Genomic DNA, 16,502 nt, shown 5'->3' with positions numbered 1-16,502 from the left:
CAACCCAAGGATTGAGCTACACTTTGCCACTGCTTTACGCGCTATCTTACGCCAAGACCCAGACGTCATCATGATTGGAGAGATTCGCGATTTAGAAACAGCACAAATTGCAGTCCAAGCCTCCTTAACGGGGCATTTAGTTTTAGCTACCCTTCATACCAACGACGCCGTCTCTGCCGCCACGCGGCTGATCGAAATGGGCGTAGAACCCTTTTTACTTGCTTCAACACTACAAGGCGTTTTAGCTCAGCGTTTATTACGTAAGCTTTGTGACCACTGCAAAATCCCTGCTCCGGATCAGCCCAAGCGTTGGCTCAGCCAAGGCTGCGAGCAGTGCGCCCATACCGGCTATAAGCAACGCACTGGTATCCATGAGCTTTTTATTCTGGATCAGGAGCTACGCCGACTCATCAGCACAGGAGCAGACGAAACCCAGTTGCGCCAATATGCACAGCAACAGGGTATGCAAAACCTGTATCAAGATGGCTTACGCTGGGTGGAACAAGGCGTCAGCTCGCTCGAAGAGTTAAAGCGCGTAACGCGTATGGATGAAGACTAAGATGAAACAACGCTTTTCTTATCAAGCTCTTGATGCCCAAGGCAAAAAGCAAAAAGGAGATATCGAAGCGGACTCTCTTGACAAAGCCCATCAGCTCTTACAGCAACAGGGTCTTCTACCTTTACGTTTACAGCCTCGACGACTGACTTTTTTTTCTTCACGTAAAAAAATCAGTGATAAAGAGCTAGGCTGGCTCACTCGACAATTGGCTAGCTTACTTAGTGCTCAGCTTCCTTTAGAAGCAGCGTTAACAGCTATTATCGATCAAGGTGAGCAAAAGTCCGTGCGCGATATTTTGACCCATATACGCGCTGAGGTCAGAGCTGGCCATCGCTTAGGTGAGGCCCTGGCAAAGTTCCCACAGGTTTTTCCTGTTATTTACTGCGCACTTGTCGACGCTGGAGAGCAATCAGGCGAGCTCGATCAAATTTTAACGCGCTTAGCGGATTACATTGAGCAGCGTAACGCTCTGCGCAATAAACTTCTTTCAGCTTTCATTTACCCCATTATTGTAAGCGTGGTCTCAGTCGCCATCATTATCTTTCTCTTAAGCTATGTGGTGCCCCAAGTTGTAGGGGCGTTTACGCAAACTAAACAAAGTTTACCGCCCTTAACCCTTGTCATGCTTTGGACGAGTGACCTAATCCAACAATGGGGTTGGCTTATTGCACTCATCAGCGCTAGCACCATCATTATCTGGCGTATCGCATTACGACAACCCGCCTCCCGCTTAGCCTGGGACAAAAAATGCCTGCATGCTCCTCTTATTGGCCAATACATTCAAGGCTTAGATGTTGCTCGTTTTGCTTCTACCTTAGCCATCCTGACAAACAGTAGTGTGCCTTTACTACAGGCTTTAGAGGCCGCCAACAAAACCATCCAAAACACTTATTTACGTCAAGCTATTACTGAAGCAAGTTTACAAGTGCGCGAAGGCAGCTCTCTAGGACTTGCCCTGCAGCAGCAACACTGTTTTCCCCCCTTGCTAGTGCATTTAATCCAAAGTGGTGAACGTACGGGACAGCTTCCCAAAATGCTTGATCATGCCGCGCATTCCTTTTCCTCTGAGCTAGAACAACGAGCGATTACTACAACTGCCCTGCTGGAACCTTTAATGATTTTAGGAATGGGTGGCATGGTGCTATTGATAGTCTTAGCTGTGATGCTGCCTATTATTCAACTCAACCAGCTGATCCAATAAAAAAGGGCTGAAATATCAGCCCTTTTTTACCTATATATTACCTAACTAAAAATCCACTAAACCTAAGGCCGGATCACTCACACCATGCTCACCCGTTTCTACTCGTCCGGCAAAACGGCGGTAAAAACTAGGGTCACTATCGCAGCGTAAGGAGAAGTCATACCAACGCCCACTTTGGCGCAAATCCCAAGAAAGTGACTCTTTACGCGCTGGCTCCACTGTTACTGTCCAAGGACCATCCTCACGGTAATAATCTGCCTGAACAGTAAACGTACACGTCGCTTTACCGCCATTTAGCAGCTCCACATACACATCGCCATTGGCGACGTCATAACATACACGGATCTCTGGTAGGGCTGCCGTCGCCTCAAGACGCGTTACATCCCCTTTAAAATGACGGTGGAAACCATTAGGACCTAAGACCCATAGATCATAACGCCCTACATTATCTTTGATCACATCCCACGTGTCTTCCAAACTTTTGCCTGCCTCCACCATGTAGCGACGTGGAATACGGTCTAAATTTAACTTATCATAAACATGAAACACTGCTGCATTTTTACCTGTATTAGAAAAAATTAACTGTACTCCATCTTTATGATCACAACGTGCACTCACATGTAGCTCATAATCTAAAGCTCGTGAAGGACGTACGCCGGTATGCTGTACGGGTAACTGTGGATCTAAAGGACGTGGTACTTGAGCTAAACGCTCCTGCTCCTTACGAATAGTATCAGCCTCTTCTTTAGTTCGTGTCCCTTCTAAATAAGGTATAGGCTCATTATTAGGCGATGTAAAGTTAAAAGCGGAAGTTAAATCTCCACAGACTGCGCGTCGAAACGGACTGATGTTAGGCTCTTTAACACCAAAACGCTCCTCAATAAAACGAATAACAGAAGTGTGATCAAAGGTTTCAGAGTTAACCCAGCCGCCACGACTCCAAGGGGAAATCACATACATAGGCACACGAATCCCTGGACCATACACTTTTTTATCTGGTTTAGGCTGCCCCACTATACCTTTAGGATTGGGATGAGTGTAGTACTCGTAACTTAAGGCTTCTTCTGAAAGCGTGGTTTTACCCGCTTTACTTCCATCAGGCAAATAAGAGGGTGCTGACGGTGATGGGCAGTGGTCAAAGTAACCATCGTTTTCATCAAAGTTTACGATAAAAACCGTTTTACTCCATACTTCAGGGTTAGCGGTTAATGCATTAAGCAACTCTTGGGTATACCAGGCCCCTTGAACTGGACTGGAAGGACCAGGATGTTCAGAGTAAGTCGCAGGTGCTACCACCCAAGAAACTTGTGGTAATTCATTATTTAAAACATCTTGGCGTAACTGCTCTAAAAAGCCACCATCTGGCATGGTATTTGCAATCCCCTTATAAAGAGGGGTATTGATATCATCCTCTGGTGCATAAGCAGGTGAAGAGCCACTTGATTTTACGGGCTTACCTGAATCTTCATTTGCCTTACGGTACTGTTTAAAGCCAGATAAGGGGTTATCTGTAAAATTATCTGGCATATTTTGATAAACTTTCCAGCTAACCCCAGCTTTCTCCAAGCGCTCTGGGTAAGTGGTCCACTCAAACCCTAATTTAGATGAACCAATACTGTCCCAAACATTATTAACTACGGCCTCACCACCTGCACTTGGGCCATTAGTCCCCGTCCATAAAAATAAACGATTTGAGTTTGTACCCGTATGCATAGAGCAATGGTAGGCATCACAAATTGTAAATGCGTTTGCTAACGCAAACTGAAAAGGAATTTCCGTTTCGCGATAGTACCCCATAGAATGAGCATTTTTATAACGAGGCCACTCGCTCATACGTCCATGATCCCACGCCGCCTGTCCGTCTACCCAGGTATGCGGTGTCCCATTAACACGCTGTGCATTACCTTTAGAGCCATCTAAATGATAGGGCAAAATAACATTACCTTTATCATCTTTCTGCTCCCAAACCTGACGCCCTCCTGGCAAGGGTATGGTAAATCGATCACCAAAACCTCTTACCCCTTTCAATGTGCCAAAATAATGATTAAAGGATCGGTTTTCCTGCATCAAAATGACAATATGCTCTACATCTTTAATCGTACCAGTACGATTATTGGCAGGAATAGCTAAGGCTTTACGAATACTAGGAGGGAAAGTCGCCAATGAAGCAGCGGCAACCCCAGAGGAAGTCATACTACGAATAAAATTACGTCTAGATAAACTCATTTCTCTTCTCTACTTTTAAGGTGCACAGTGCAATTGAACAGGTTTTTTGTCAGAGGGCTGCTCCGGCGTTTCCGTCCCGCCTCCGCCAGTATTCAAGCCCGTATCTGATCCCCCACTACCACATGCGCTTAAAAGCACAGTCAGCAAAAAGGCTGTGGTTATTCCTGCAGCACGCACAGCATGACCTGCCCCATTGAGCATTCTGCTTATTTTCAACATATAAAACCCCTTAATTAAGGAAGTAAAGTGGATAGAGGTTGACGAGATAAGTAAATCGCCAGCACCTCATCTAAGTTCAACGCCCGCTCCCATATTGCCAAATCAGCATAGGCACTTTGAGTCACGGTGCTATTGCGGTGGGTATACTGCCCAGTAATGTCCTCTGCAAAACTCAGCATGCTTTGTTTTGCTCCCCCTAGGGCATTGAGCTTGGATGGATCAAGAGTAATCACCCCATTTTGCTGTCCCAAGACAGGGTCAATAACATAAGCAAATAGTTGTCGCTTATCTTTATCAATAGCTAGCGCCACATAAGCCCACTCATTTCGGGTGACGTTATACCCCTGAGCTTCGTTACGGCTACTACCATCTCCTGTATTAAATCGGATATCACAACCGTTTCGGTTAAACAGCCCTAAAGCTAACCCAGCGGTATTACCTGATTCATAGTTTTTATTAGCCAAAATACTCGTGCCATACCCATGACAGGTTCCACTGACCTTAAACCAAAAACCAATGGTAAAAGCGCGCACTGAGTCATCCGTTGTTACGTCTTTGTTTAGGTGTAATTTAAAACCAGCGACTTTCCCCTGTGTATGCACAGCGGTGTCAACAGCTAAACCAAAAGTCGGTGCATTTCCCTCCAAGGCGATAGGCGTTAAACTCAATCCAGATTGCTGGTTATTCCAGGGCGACAACGTCGATCCCTGCATTGCATCCACAGCAGGCTGAGTCGCAAAAGGGTAATACACAACTAGTTTCTCTTTAAAAGAGGCATCTAAAGTGACCGGAGGAATATTTAAATACTCTGCGTTTACTGTTGCTAGCGCCGCCCCTTTTTTCAAAAGATAACGGTAGCTCAGTATTTGCTCTTCTTTTTCCCCACCCACTGACTTATCAACATAAGTTTGCGCATCGGCTGCCAAAGTAGCTACCAATATCCCATCTCTATATAGCTCAATGGGCTCTGCATTAGCTGTGCTTTGTAACAGCTGCCAATGCAAACTGAGCGTATTATTTTGTGGGTTAGACTCATAACCCAAGGCCGTAATCTTACTATCGACGGTTAAAGAATTGCCTGCTAAAGAATACGTTTCCACATCAACCGGTACATCAAAATATTCCAATACCGTAGGCACAATATCCACAATAGCGGCCGCATCTAAGTCAGAAACAGGCTTACCAGACAACGCAGTAAGCCCCAGCACCCCTACCGACAAGTCGGTCGCTAGCCAACCTGTTTTATTGCCAATGAATTGTGAGCCTGTCGCCACTCCATACGCATCTAAGCCATAGCTATTGAGCAGTAATACTTGCCATGATTCACTCTCATCAGCCTGCTCTCGCTCAGCAATACGTTGAAGTAAACGGCTGATGTCTTGCAAAGTATGGCGTACTGCTTCTTGATACGCTTTAGTTCCTAACCCTTCCGTCGCTTTTAGCAATGGCTCCTGATATTGCGCCATAATGACCGTAGTCCCTGCTTCAATGTGTGCTTGCGTCTGCTCAGTCACACATTGCTCATCACTATCGCAGTTCACTAGCGTCAATACCCCTCTCTCACTCTCTTGCTGTAAAAGCTCAGCATACGCCGGCTCACTTACCACCAAAGCACGAGACAGTTTCTCCTGCTCTTTCTGCTCTAAATGACTAAATAAACTATCAACTTTAAACTCAAGCGTTTTGGGGTGTACTTGAGAAATGCCATGTTCATTAGCCCATACACCGGTTAATAACGATGCCCAACTAGGTAAAGCTGTGGTTGGCTGCTCAGTAGGCGTACCCTCATAACCTCCTGAGCGCAAGGGTAACCTCGTATTTAAACGAGCTAACTCTGGTAATTGTTTTAGCTCCTCTTGCAAATACTCATAGCCCAATCCGTCTACTTGCACCACTAACAGCTTTTTTCCACCTTGAGCTAAAAAATCCAAGCTAGAAGAAGGCTCATCTTCTGTCACAAGCTCTGTGCCACCCCCTGAGCCACCACAAGCTGCTAATGTTAACGTTAAGGCGAGGCCACCTGCTTTCACCATAACTTTCAACCATCGCCTCATTTGTATTACTCTCATCATTGCTGCCTTCACTTAAAATAAAACTCTAGACCACACGCCGTGGCACTACTGCAAGTATCGGAGCTAGGTATTGTGTAGTGATGACAAATGACACAAATTTTCATATACCGTTATTATTTTTTTTAAATCTAAAGACAAGACAAAAAACCCCGCTACTAGAGCGGGGCTTCTTTTACTTCTCAGTTAAAACTTTGATTATTTAGCTTCTGTTTTGCCATCGTAGCGTTTTGTCCATTCTTTAATAATGCGCTCACGATTCGTTGCAGACCAAGCAAAGTCATTATCAATCAAACGCTGGTTCAAATCAGAAGGGAGCTCTGGATTTCCACCCGCTGCCACAGGCCGAGCTAATACAGCAAATTGCTCTTTATACATCTGCGCTGCTGCTTCACTCGCTGAAAAATCTGCTAATTTTTGGGCAGCATCCATATTTTTACTGCCTTTAATAATCGCTGCAGCCTCGATTTCCCAACCTAAACCCTCACTAGGGAATACCAGGGCTAAAGGAGCGCCTTGCTCTTTCAAGCGCACACCTCGGTAATCAAAAGATATACCTATTGGATACTCACCCGCAGCTGCCAAGTTACACGGCTTAGACCCAGAGTGCGTATAAGAGCCAATGTTTTTATGCAAACCATCCATATAGGTCCAGCCTTTTTCTTCCCCAAACAACTGTAACCAAGCGCTGACATCTAAAAAGCCTGTACCAGAAGAAGCGGGATTTGGCATGACAATTTTCCCAGCGTAGTCAGGCTTTAATAAATCTTCCCAAGAACTAGGCATAGGCAGTTTTTGCTTTTCCAACTCTACCGTATTCACACATAGCACTGAAGCATAGCCACTCATTCCTACCCAAGCCGGGGGATTTTCAGCATCGCGCATTTTGCTGTTAATCGAATCCAACCCCTGTGGAGCATAAGGTTGCAACATATCCTGGCTTGCCAGTAACCCCAGCGCAGAACCAGCCAGCCCCCATACCGCATCAGCCTTAGGATTGTTTTTCTCAGCGAGTAACTTAGCTGTCACAATCCCTGTCGAATCCCGTACCCACTGTAATTTAATATCGGGATAAACCGCGTTAAACGCTTTTTCATAGACCTGCAGCTGATCTGCTTCTAAAGCCGAGTACACCGTTAATGTAGTCGTCGCTGCAAATGCTTGCCCTACTAAAGTGGCACCTAATAAAGAGGAGAATAAAACTCGTTTCATGAAAAATCCTAATTCTATTTAGATCAATAGGTATCAGGCAAAGCCTGCCACGCCTGACTTCGTTTACGTACTGTGCGTGTTGCCAGATGTAAAAGCACTGACACCATCGCCGAACTACTCATAATCAACACACTCATTGCTGCTGCCGCACCAATATGACCGGCATCATCCATATTCAGTACAGCTACGGCCGCCAATACGGTTTGCGGACTATATAAAAACACCACCGCCGAGACGGTAGTCATTGCCGATACAAATAAATAACGAATAATTTGCAAAATAGTAGGAAAGCTCAATGGCAAGGTGACTCGCCACAGAGTCTGCCAAGCTGACGCTTTAAGCGATGCAGCCGCTGCTTCAATTTCTGGGGCTAAACGATCCAATGTAGATTGCATTGTTAAATACGCACTCGTATAAAAATGCACGACGGTACAAATGACGAGTAAGGTCATCCCCCCATATAAATGCCGCAAAGGATTCGCTGGATGATTAAAAAACAAAATATAACCAAGCCCTAGTACTAACCCTGGTACTGCCATTGGCATAAGTACACAAAACCGAATACATTGATTCACCCATAAACCAAATGATCTCGTGACTAGTACTTTATTAATGAGCCACGCATTTAAAAACACCAGCACTGCCCCAAATACCGCCGTTAACAACGCGAGTTTTAAGCTATTTATCCACGCTAGCCATCCACCACCTGCCATATTGTCAAAATCATAAGACCGTAAGCTAAAGCTTAGGTTATATGGCCAAAACTGAATAAATGATGCCCAAACGGCCACACCAATAACAAGCAATAACCACAAGCAAACCAGCAAAGTAATTAGCAAAAAACTCCTATCTCGCCAACGATGGCGCTCTACAAAAAAACCTTGCGCAGTCTGCCTTGTTTTACTTTGCTTTTTTCTTAAAAAGTAATCTACGAAAAATGTAAGTAAAGCAGGTACCAATAACAGCAAACCGATTGCTGCCCCCTTACCAAACTGTAATTGACCTACTACCGCCTTATAAGCTTCTAGAGCCACCACGTTATAGTGCCCCCCTATCACTTTAGGCACTCCAAAATCCGTGACACTCAGAGTAAAAACTAAACACCCAGCGGAAAAAACAGCATAATGACTCGATGGAAAAGTAATGGTGCTAAAGCGACGCCACGCCCCAGCTCCCATTGACTTTGCGGCTTCATAAAGACGTACATCCCCCATGGCTAATCCGGTACGTAACACCATCAATGCATGAGGAAAGGTGTAAAACGCCTCGCCTAATACAATGCCTTTAAAGCCATAAATACTGCTCGCCCCCAATAACTCTTTAAATAAACCCTGATTGCCAAACAAATACACCAAGGAAATACCTGGTAATAAAGAGGGAGCAAGTAAAGGAAGTAGTGCGATCATTTCCCAAAAAGGCTTATATGGCACTTGTGTTCTATGCAACATAAAAGCAAAGGCATAGGCCAAAGGAATCACGATCACCACCGTCGCCAGTCCCACATACACACTTTGCTGAACAGCTTGAAAAAACCCGGGCGCCTGTACAATATCCAGAAATAGGCTTACCCCTACCCATTGCATGGCCTCATTCTGAAAGGCTCGAATAAAAATAAAGAGAAGAGGCACCGCTAAAAACATCAGAAAAATGCCCAAAATGACCCAACGTAATCCCTGGATCACCAACTCTTGTAAAGTAAAAAACCAGCTGGGGTAAGCTAAGCGAGGTACAGTAACTGGCATTAGGCAACTTCCTTATAAACAGCCAGTGCTTCACTAGGCAAATGTAACCAGTACTTTTTCCCTAACCCCTGCATATAAGGCTCAGCTTGTGCAGCTGGAAGCAAAACTTCTATCTGCGTTTGATCCGCACGCTCTAGCTGAAAAAACAGCTTGTAATAACGACCCAAAAAAACCGCGTCTATAAAATGAGCAATAAACCAGTTTTTTTGCAGTGCTGGCCTACGACTCTCTCCTACTGGGGCAAGTTGTATTTGTTCTGGCCGCACATAGAGTCGACCATTCGGCTGCAACAAGGGCATAGCGGTATGTACTTGCAGCTCTCCGACTTGGGCCACATAAGTATCAAGACGTTCATAAAAGAGACAGTTACTATCACCGATAAAATCAGCCACAAACGTATTTGCAGGCTGCCGGTATAAATCCTGAGGTCTAGCAAACTGCTGGATTTTGCCTTGATCCATCACCGCAATCCTATCCGCCATCATCATGGCCTCTTCTTGATCATGCGTAACCATTAGCGTCGTAATACCTAGCTTGCGCTGTAAGTTTCGCAAATCAATACGAAGCTGCTCCCGAATACGAGCATCTAAAGCAGACATAGGCTCATCTAATAAAAGCAAGGATGGCGAAGGTGCCAAAGCACGCGCCAAGGCCACGCGCTGCTGCTGCCCTCCTGATAACTGACTCGGATATCGTTGCGCTAAATGCCCTAACCCTACCAAGTCCAGCATTTCTCGTACCCGCTTGTGCACCACAGGTGCTAAGCGACGACGTTGACTTAATCCATAAGCTACATTTTGCTCCACCGTTAAATTCGGAAATAAAGCATAAGATTGAAACAACATGCCATAGTCTCTTTGCTGCGCAGGCAATTGACCTATCTCACGATTTGCTAGAAAAATACGTCCATCATCCTGACGGTGTAATCCAGCAATACAGCGTAGCAATGTACTTTTTCCACAGCCTGAAGGCCCCAGTAAGCAAACCAGCTCCCCTGCTCTTAATTCAAGAGAAACCGCATCTAAAGCCGTAAAAGCACCAAATTTTTTTGTTACATGCTCTATGGATAAAAAAGCCTCTTCGTCATCCATCATTGACTCCATCATCTTTTAACAGCCCTTAGTATGCGTGCCGAATATTGTTCTTCAATGACAGGTCACTAAATTTTAGTAATAGTGGTATTTAATTATTTATTTACTCAACCTTCATGTACTTATGTTATCGCTACCTATTCAAGCGCTTGCCCTCGTTGCTCAAACAGGGAGCATCACCCAAGCAGCTCAACGACTCGGCCTGAGTCAACCCTCCGTGACCAACTACATCCGTCAAATGGAGGATAAATATGGTGTAGAGTTGTTTTACCGCCAAGGTAAAGCCCTTGTCCCGAGTGAAGAGGCACGACAGCTATTACCAAAAATTCATGACTTACAACGCCAAGCGAGCCATATTGAATTTATGCTACGCGATTTTAGGTCTCTACAACGTGGCACACTACGTATCAGTGCCACAGGTCCTTATTATTTATTACCTAGCCTGCGCGCCTTTAATCAACACCATCCCCATATTTCACTCGCTTTTTCCCAACAAAATTCTGAAAAAGTGCTAGAAGCTGTACTCAACTATGAGGTGGAAATTGGCTCCTCCTCTTTACTTATTGAAAACAAACGCTTATATAGACGTCTACTTGCTGTGGACACGCTCCAGCTAGTGGCCCATCGATCCCACCCTCTTGCTTCACAACCTCATATCCGTCTCAGTGACTTAAAACGTCACACCTTACTTTTACGCGAACCAGGCTCCATGACTCGAAAAGCAATACTAGATACCTGTAAAGCACTCGGTGTAGAGTTACGACACAGTATGGAGTTTGGTAGTCGAGAAGCCATCCATTGGGGATTATTAAAAAATATAGGATGTAGCCTTCTTCCCTCTAAAGAAACCCCCGACCACCCCTCTTTAGTCATCATCCCCATCAGCGACTTATCTCTACATTTAAATGAATATGTTTATATTCTCCAAGAGCGTCGTAACGCCCCGCTAATTCAAGCCTTTTTACAGCATTTACCTGCTGCCTAACAAAAAAAGCCAACTGAGTATTCAGTTGGCTTTTACTTTACTTCGATGTATTAAGCGGGGAAAGTACCTACTACTCCGCCATCCTCACGCCAAATAACAACTGTTGCTGGACGAGGACGTTGAGCTGCAGGACCTTCTGGCCACGTCGATACCGCCGTCGGATTCGCTTGCGCCTCTGATACGCTCTGTCCTTCACCGGGGTGTTGAATATTAATAAAAATATATTTCATATCTGGTGTCCAAGTAATCCCGGTTACTTCACAGCCTTTAGGCCCTACCATAAAGCGACGAATAACTTTACTTTCTGGGTCTGCCACCAGCATGCTGTTATTACCTTGTCCTTCGTAAGCACCACTATTTGAATAGCTGCCGTCGGTTTGAATCCACAACAATCCACGCGGATCCACAGCTAAACCATCTGGGCTATTAAATGTATTACGCTTATCGATATTGTCTGTACCCGCATAAATATCATCATGCACATTGGGGTTACCCGCTAGCACAAACACATCCCACTCAAAGGTTTCGGCAGCAGCATCACTTCCGGCCTCACGCCAGCGTACAATTTGACCGTACGCATTTTTATTACGCGGATTGGGACCATAAGCGTCCGGATGTTTAGGACCATCTGGGTAACGCTCTTTACCACCGCCTCGCTCTGAGTTATTCGTCAAGGTGACAAAAACTTCTTTAGTATGAGGATGTACAGCAACCCACTCTGGGCGATCCATAGGTGTCGCACCTACCGCATCAGCCGCTTGACGTGTATGGACTAATAACTCTCCCATATCACTAAATAAATCACTTAAACGACCGCCATCTACCGTTGGTGTACTTAGTACTAATGGTACCCACTTACCGGATCCCATAAAGCTGCCATCTGTTGCCTCATTGTCGCTAAATACCGCTACATATAGAGTTCCTTCGTGCAGTAAAGAGCGATTGGCTGCATCATTATTTGGCTGATATTTACCTGAGGAGACAAACTTATAAATATATTCACTACGCTGGTCATCTCCCATATACACCACCACACGATTATCGGGTGCTAAAGTAATGGCAGCGTTTTCATGCTTAAAACGTCCTAAAGCAGTCAGTTTTTTCGGCTTAGAGGTCGGATCAAAAGGATCTATTTCCACCACCCAACCAAATCGATTTACTTCATTTGGCTCTATTGTCCAATCAAAACGCTCATCATGGGTATCCCAGCGATAAGAACTACTGGAAGTTTTACTTAATCCTTTATAACGCTTAAAGGCTTCTATCTGCTTATCTGTCAAATAAGGCTTGTAATCCACATCATCGGATTTTTTTGTGCCAATCCCAAAATAATCCGTAAAGTTTTCCTCACAAGTCAGATAGGTATTCCAATACGTATATCCATTACCGCAGTTACCAAAAGTACCATACACATAACGCCCTTCTGGATCTTCATTGGTACGCACGGAAGCATTTCCTGCTGCGGGGCCTACTAATTCCATTAAGGTATTACCATTTACACTACGGTTATACTTAGAATCTAAAACAGGCTCCCAAAGCCCTTGATCATTAAGACGCACATGAACCACAGAGGCTCCTTGAGCGTGTTGCGATTTACGTACCCAATCTGCATTCCAGCCCTCTCCGCCCGGTACGATACCTTTGGGGAAAAAGAAATGCGGGGTAATATATTCATGGTTAGTAACTAATAGTCCTTCTGTGCTACTGCCACTAATACTGTCTTTGCCATCGATGGGGAAAAAGTGCAAACCATCGTGGTTATAACCAATTTGCTGCAACTGTGCTCGCGCGCCTTCACTCGCATCACCACGAAACTCTGGGGAGCTTACATGTAGCTTATCCCCCCAGCGGTTAATCACGGCATGACGGTAGCCATCTGGCACAGTCACTGTGTCTAACGTATTTGCCTCTAACCCAGCAAACGCTTTAATTTCCTCTGGATTAAACTCAGGCAAGCCGGATTGATCAGCAACCCAATCATCGGAGCCGCTACTACCACCACAGGCAGCTAAGCCAAGACCAAAAAAACCAATGGCGCTAAGCCCCAATCCTGTTTTTAAAAAGCCACGACGCGATTGCGCGGCCTCAACAAGCTCATGAAAAGGGGTGGTTTTTGTTCGGTTCGCTGGGATATTATCCCAATCAAAATCACTCATCACTGACTCTTTAAAGTAGTTGATCGGAAAAGGAAAACAGTGAAATTGTGACAAAACAATATGAAAACCTCGTGACGTTTCATAAACACTACGCCACATACGGCTAAATTTCGCTAGAATAAAGCAAGTAAAATGAAACGAACTAAACGACTATGACATTATCAATACGCCTAGGCGCTGAAATTCATATCACTAACCCAGCGCACTCCATGTACCAACAAGCTGGCCGTTATATGGGCCCAGCAGAACTACCCGGCATGGAACACCACCACCGCATTTGCTTTGATGGCAAGGTCCATCTTGTACAACGTGCAGATTTTGAGCTGCTTTATCCTGACCGAGACTTACGGCAAGACTAGTTCCTCTTTTATTCCATTACGGATCGGGAGCATTATTTTGCTTGACGACAGTAAGCAGGTCTGTGATACTGGTTTATTATCTAGGGGTTTTATCGTATTTTCTAAAAACCCTATACACGCTACTATCCCTCTATATATCTGAATGATTGTCATCATTCATTCATAACACGTCCCTATAATTACTCTATATTTAAATTGACGTGCTTATCTTTATTAAAAAAATAGCTATAACAACAATTAAGGAGCTTTATAATGAAAACCATTTATCCTACTGATTTGGTCGCACGACCCGAACACGCCGCACTCAACAAAACTGATATTCGTCTCGGTGATATTGTTTATTTACAGCCTAAAAACGGGCCTAAAATTGCTAGTACCGTCATTTACAGCGGTCCGTTATTTGGCTGCACCACCTATACCGCAGACGGTGCATGTCAAAAAGGTCAGCCTGTGCGCTTTCGCTTCCGTCTTAAAGACGTGCATCATGTGGCTTCACGAAACGAGCCCATGCACTAATCCAAAGCCTGCCTAGCAGGCTTTTTTAATATCTGCTACTCTCCCTACACCCCATCAAACTGGAGAGATGCTATGAAAAAAGTCTATTTAGCCGGACCGGATGTCTTCGCTCCCGATGCCCAAACCCGCGCCGAGCAACACAAACAATGGTGTATCGCTCATGGCTTTGAACCTCTACACCCTGCCGATGGCGTCGCCAATACCGCACGGGGTATTTATGATGCTAACATTCAACTGATCCAAAAGGCTGATGCGGTTCTTGCCAACCTTAATCCTTTTCGTGGCGCCGAGCCCGACTCTGGTACAGCCTTTGAGGTAGGCTACGCCACAGCACTTGGAAAACCTGTCATTGGCTATTTAGCAGGACCCACCACCCTAAAAGATCAAGTAAAAACATTTTATGGACCTATTTATTTTGATGAATCTCGCCAGCAATGGTTAGATCAAAATGAATGTTTAGTTGAAGACTTCAACCTGCCTTTAAACCTCATGCTGGGCATTTCTTGCCAAGTTGTATTCGGAGATTTATTAGCGGCTATTATTCATCTTCAAGGCCACTGGTACGATTAAGCAGTGTTACTATAGCCGTATTGCTTTTTATATTCTGCTGCTATGATTCCCATTTTGATGTATCACCAAATTGGTGAGCCTGCACCTAAAGGCACACCTTATCGTGGTCTCACTGTTCACCCAAAACGTTTTACACAGCAAATGCGCTGGCTAAAGCGTTTTGGTTATACCGGCCTATCCATGCAAGACCTCATGCCTTATCTGCGAGGTGAAAAACACGGTAAAGTTATTGGTATTACTTTTGATGATGGCTATCAAAATGTCTTGCACAATGCCCTGCCCGTACTACAAGCGCTCGGTTTTACCTCTACTAACTACATTGTTAGTAATCACCTTAGCGGTGATAATTTTTGGGATCACCACAAAGGTATTCCTCGCTCTGCTTTAATGAGCGAGGCCGAGCTACATCAATGGCTAGCTGCTGGCCAAGAAATTGGCTCTCATACCATGGATCATGTACACTTGCCAGAAATCAGCGCCGCACAAGCACAACAACAAATCCAACAATCAAAAATCGATTTAGAAAATCGCTTTCAAGTCGAAGTCACTGCGTTTTGCTATCCTTACGGCCATTACAACGCAACCATTCAGCAATGGACACAAAACAGTGGTTATACCAATGCCACAACTACAGCCCGCGGTTTAGCGTTAAATACCGATAACCCCTTTGAGCTGCCCCGCGTTACAGTCTCTCGCTCTACCCATCTACTGCGCTTTTTGCAAAAATGCCTGACTCAACTTGAACATAAAAAGCGTTTTGCCTCATGAGCTTGCCCCGATTACGTATCGCTTTTATTAGTTATAAATTTGGCCACGAATACGGGGGGGCTGAAGCCTATGGGGTCGAACTGATGCGAGAATTAAGCCAATACCACGATATTACCGTTATCACAAAAGAATACGCCGCCCAGTGTGATCTACAGCTCCCACGCATTCTGGTCTCTATCCCCAACTATTTACCCAGTTGGTTACAAGCTTTTTGGTTTGCTCAAAAAACAGCACAAATCACCAATACGCAATCTTACGATTTAGTGCACTCACATACCAACGGTTGGAATGCAGACATCGACGTACTCCATGTCAAATCGGTACGCTATCATCATCTTTATCGCCATACCTCGTGGTTAAAACGCGTAAACACCTATCTCAGTCCACGCCTTAATATGTATTTATGGCTAGAAAAACAGCGAGTACATCAACAACCTCCTAAACGCACTGTGGTTGTTTCAGAGTGGCTAAAAAAGCAAATCCAAGCCGCCTATCACACTTCCTATCCCTTTGATGTGATTACGCCTGGTGTGCATATACCAAAAACTCATGCCGAGCAGCGCGCGCTGACTCGCAAAAAACTCGGTTTTAGCAAAGAAGATGTTGTGAGTATTCTGGTGGCTCGCAACCCACTGAGCAAGGGCTTAAACACACTGGTTACCGCTTTAAAGACTTGTGCTCCGACTCTGAAACTTTTAGTAGTTGGCCCCCCTCTAGCCTTTATTGAAAGTTATATAACACAGCTCTCACCTGAGCTCCAAGCCCGTGTACAGTTTGTTGAGCAGACTGAGTCCATCCACCCTTACTACGAGGCGGCCGATCTTTGTGT

General features: G+C 44.9%; 15 protein-coding genes. 8 read left to right on the top strand and 7 right to left on the bottom strand.

The window, feature by feature from the left end; genetic code table 11:
• Positions 1-559, top strand: a 559-nt coding sequence (locus Q1V74_RS00800) for an ATPase, T2SS/T4P/T4SS family (protein WP_300646617.1), incomplete at its 5' end; no start/stop codon positions are given.
• 1 nt (position 560) lies between these two features.
• On the top strand, positions 561-1,760 hold the full coding sequence (gspF, locus tag Q1V74_RS00795; RefSeq protein WP_300646615.1) for a type II secretion system inner membrane protein GspF: 1,200 nt from the start codon (positions 561-563) through the stop codon (positions 1,758-1,760).
• Positions 1,761-1,805: 45 nt separating this feature from the next.
• On the opposite strand, the gene Q1V74_RS00790 is transcribed toward gspF, so the two are convergent.
• The 6 genes from Q1V74_RS00790 to Q1V74_RS00765 form a co-directional block, all read right to left on the bottom strand.
• A complete protein-coding gene (locus tag Q1V74_RS00790; RefSeq protein WP_300646614.1) occupies positions 1,806-3,986 on the bottom strand; it encodes a phosphocholine-specific phospholipase C in 2,181 nt (726 codons plus the stop codon).
• 15 nt (positions 3,987-4,001) lie between these two features.
• Positions 4,002-4,205 (bottom strand): hypothetical protein, encoded by a 204-nt coding sequence (locus Q1V74_RS00785; protein ID WP_300646613.1) that lies wholly within the window; start codon positions 4,203-4,205, stop codon positions 4,002-4,004.
• Positions 4,206-4,219: 14 nt separating this feature from the next.
• Positions 4,220-6,238: a LamG-like jellyroll fold domain-containing protein gene (locus tag Q1V74_RS00780; RefSeq protein WP_300646612.1), complete on the bottom strand. Its 2,019-nt coding sequence runs from the start codon at positions 6,236-6,238 to the stop codon at positions 4,220-4,222.
• 234 nt (positions 6,239-6,472) lie between these two features.
• The gene (locus Q1V74_RS00775; RefSeq protein WP_300646611.1) at positions 6,473-7,486 is read right to left on the bottom strand and encodes a putative 2-aminoethylphosphonate ABC transporter substrate-binding protein; all 1,014 of its coding nucleotides are present in this window, start codon (positions 7,484-7,486) and stop codon (positions 6,473-6,475) included.
• 23 nt (positions 7,487-7,509) lie between these two features.
• Positions 7,510-9,228 carry a putative 2-aminoethylphosphonate ABC transporter permease subunit gene (locus tag Q1V74_RS00770; RefSeq protein WP_300646609.1) on the bottom strand — a complete coding sequence of 573 codons (1,719 nt, stop codon included), beginning with the start codon at positions 9,226-9,228 and terminating at the stop codon, positions 7,510-7,512.
• Positions 9,228-10,334, bottom strand: coding sequence for a putative 2-aminoethylphosphonate ABC transporter ATP-binding protein (locus Q1V74_RS00765; protein ID WP_300646608.1), 1,107 nt, complete (start codon positions 10,332-10,334; stop codon positions 9,228-9,230). Before Q1V74_RS00765 ends, Q1V74_RS00770 begins: the two co-directional genes overlap by 1 nt.
• Positions 10,335-10,443: 109 nt before the next feature.
• On the opposite strand from Q1V74_RS00765, the gene Q1V74_RS00760 reads away from it, so the two are divergent.
• On the top strand, positions 10,444-11,304 hold the full coding sequence (locus tag Q1V74_RS00760) for a LysR substrate-binding domain-containing protein (RefSeq protein ID WP_300646607.1): 861 nt from the start codon (positions 10,444-10,446) through the stop codon (positions 11,302-11,304).
• 50 nt (positions 11,305-11,354) lie between these two features.
• On the opposite strand, the gene Q1V74_RS00755 is transcribed toward Q1V74_RS00760, so the two are convergent.
• Positions 11,355-13,460, bottom strand: a complete 2,106-nt coding sequence (locus Q1V74_RS00755) for a PhoX family phosphatase (RefSeq protein ID WP_300646606.1) — start codon at positions 13,458-13,460, stop codon at positions 11,355-11,357.
• A 152-nt stretch (positions 13,461-13,612) separates the two neighbouring features.
• On the opposite strand from Q1V74_RS00755, the gene Q1V74_RS00750 reads away from it, so the two are divergent.
• The 5 genes from Q1V74_RS00750 to Q1V74_RS00730 form a co-directional block, all read left to right on the top strand.
• Positions 13,613-13,819: a hypothetical protein gene (locus Q1V74_RS00750; protein ID WP_260651029.1), complete on the top strand. Its 207-nt coding sequence runs from the start codon at positions 13,613-13,615 to the stop codon at positions 13,817-13,819.
• Positions 13,820-14,071: 252 nt separating this feature from the next.
• A complete protein-coding gene (locus tag Q1V74_RS00745; protein WP_260651028.1) occupies positions 14,072-14,335 on the top strand; it encodes a hypothetical protein in 264 nt (87 codons plus the stop codon).
• A 72-nt stretch (positions 14,336-14,407) separates the two neighbouring features.
• Positions 14,408-14,905: a nucleoside 2-deoxyribosyltransferase gene (locus Q1V74_RS00740; protein WP_300646605.1), complete on the top strand. Its 498-nt coding sequence runs from the start codon at positions 14,408-14,410 to the stop codon at positions 14,903-14,905.
• Between the two features lie 42 nt (positions 14,906-14,947).
• Complete coding sequence (locus tag Q1V74_RS00735) at positions 14,948-15,673, top strand: polysaccharide deacetylase family protein (protein ID WP_300646604.1); 726 nt, start codon at positions 14,948-14,950, stop codon at positions 15,671-15,673.
• On the top strand, positions 15,670-16,502 hold an 833-nt coding region (locus Q1V74_RS00730; protein ID WP_300646602.1), incomplete at its 3' end, for a glycosyltransferase family 4 protein. The genes Q1V74_RS00735 and Q1V74_RS00730, both read left to right, overlap by 4 nt.

The sequence above is a fragment of the Paenalcaligenes sp. genome, from assembly GCF_030152715.1.
Classification (GTDB): Bacteria; Pseudomonadota; Gammaproteobacteria; order Burkholderiales; family Burkholderiaceae_B; genus Paenalcaligenes; species Paenalcaligenes hermetiae.
The sequence above is the reverse complement of the archived record's forward strand: the minus strand, read 5'-3'. Positions and strand labels throughout refer to the sequence as shown.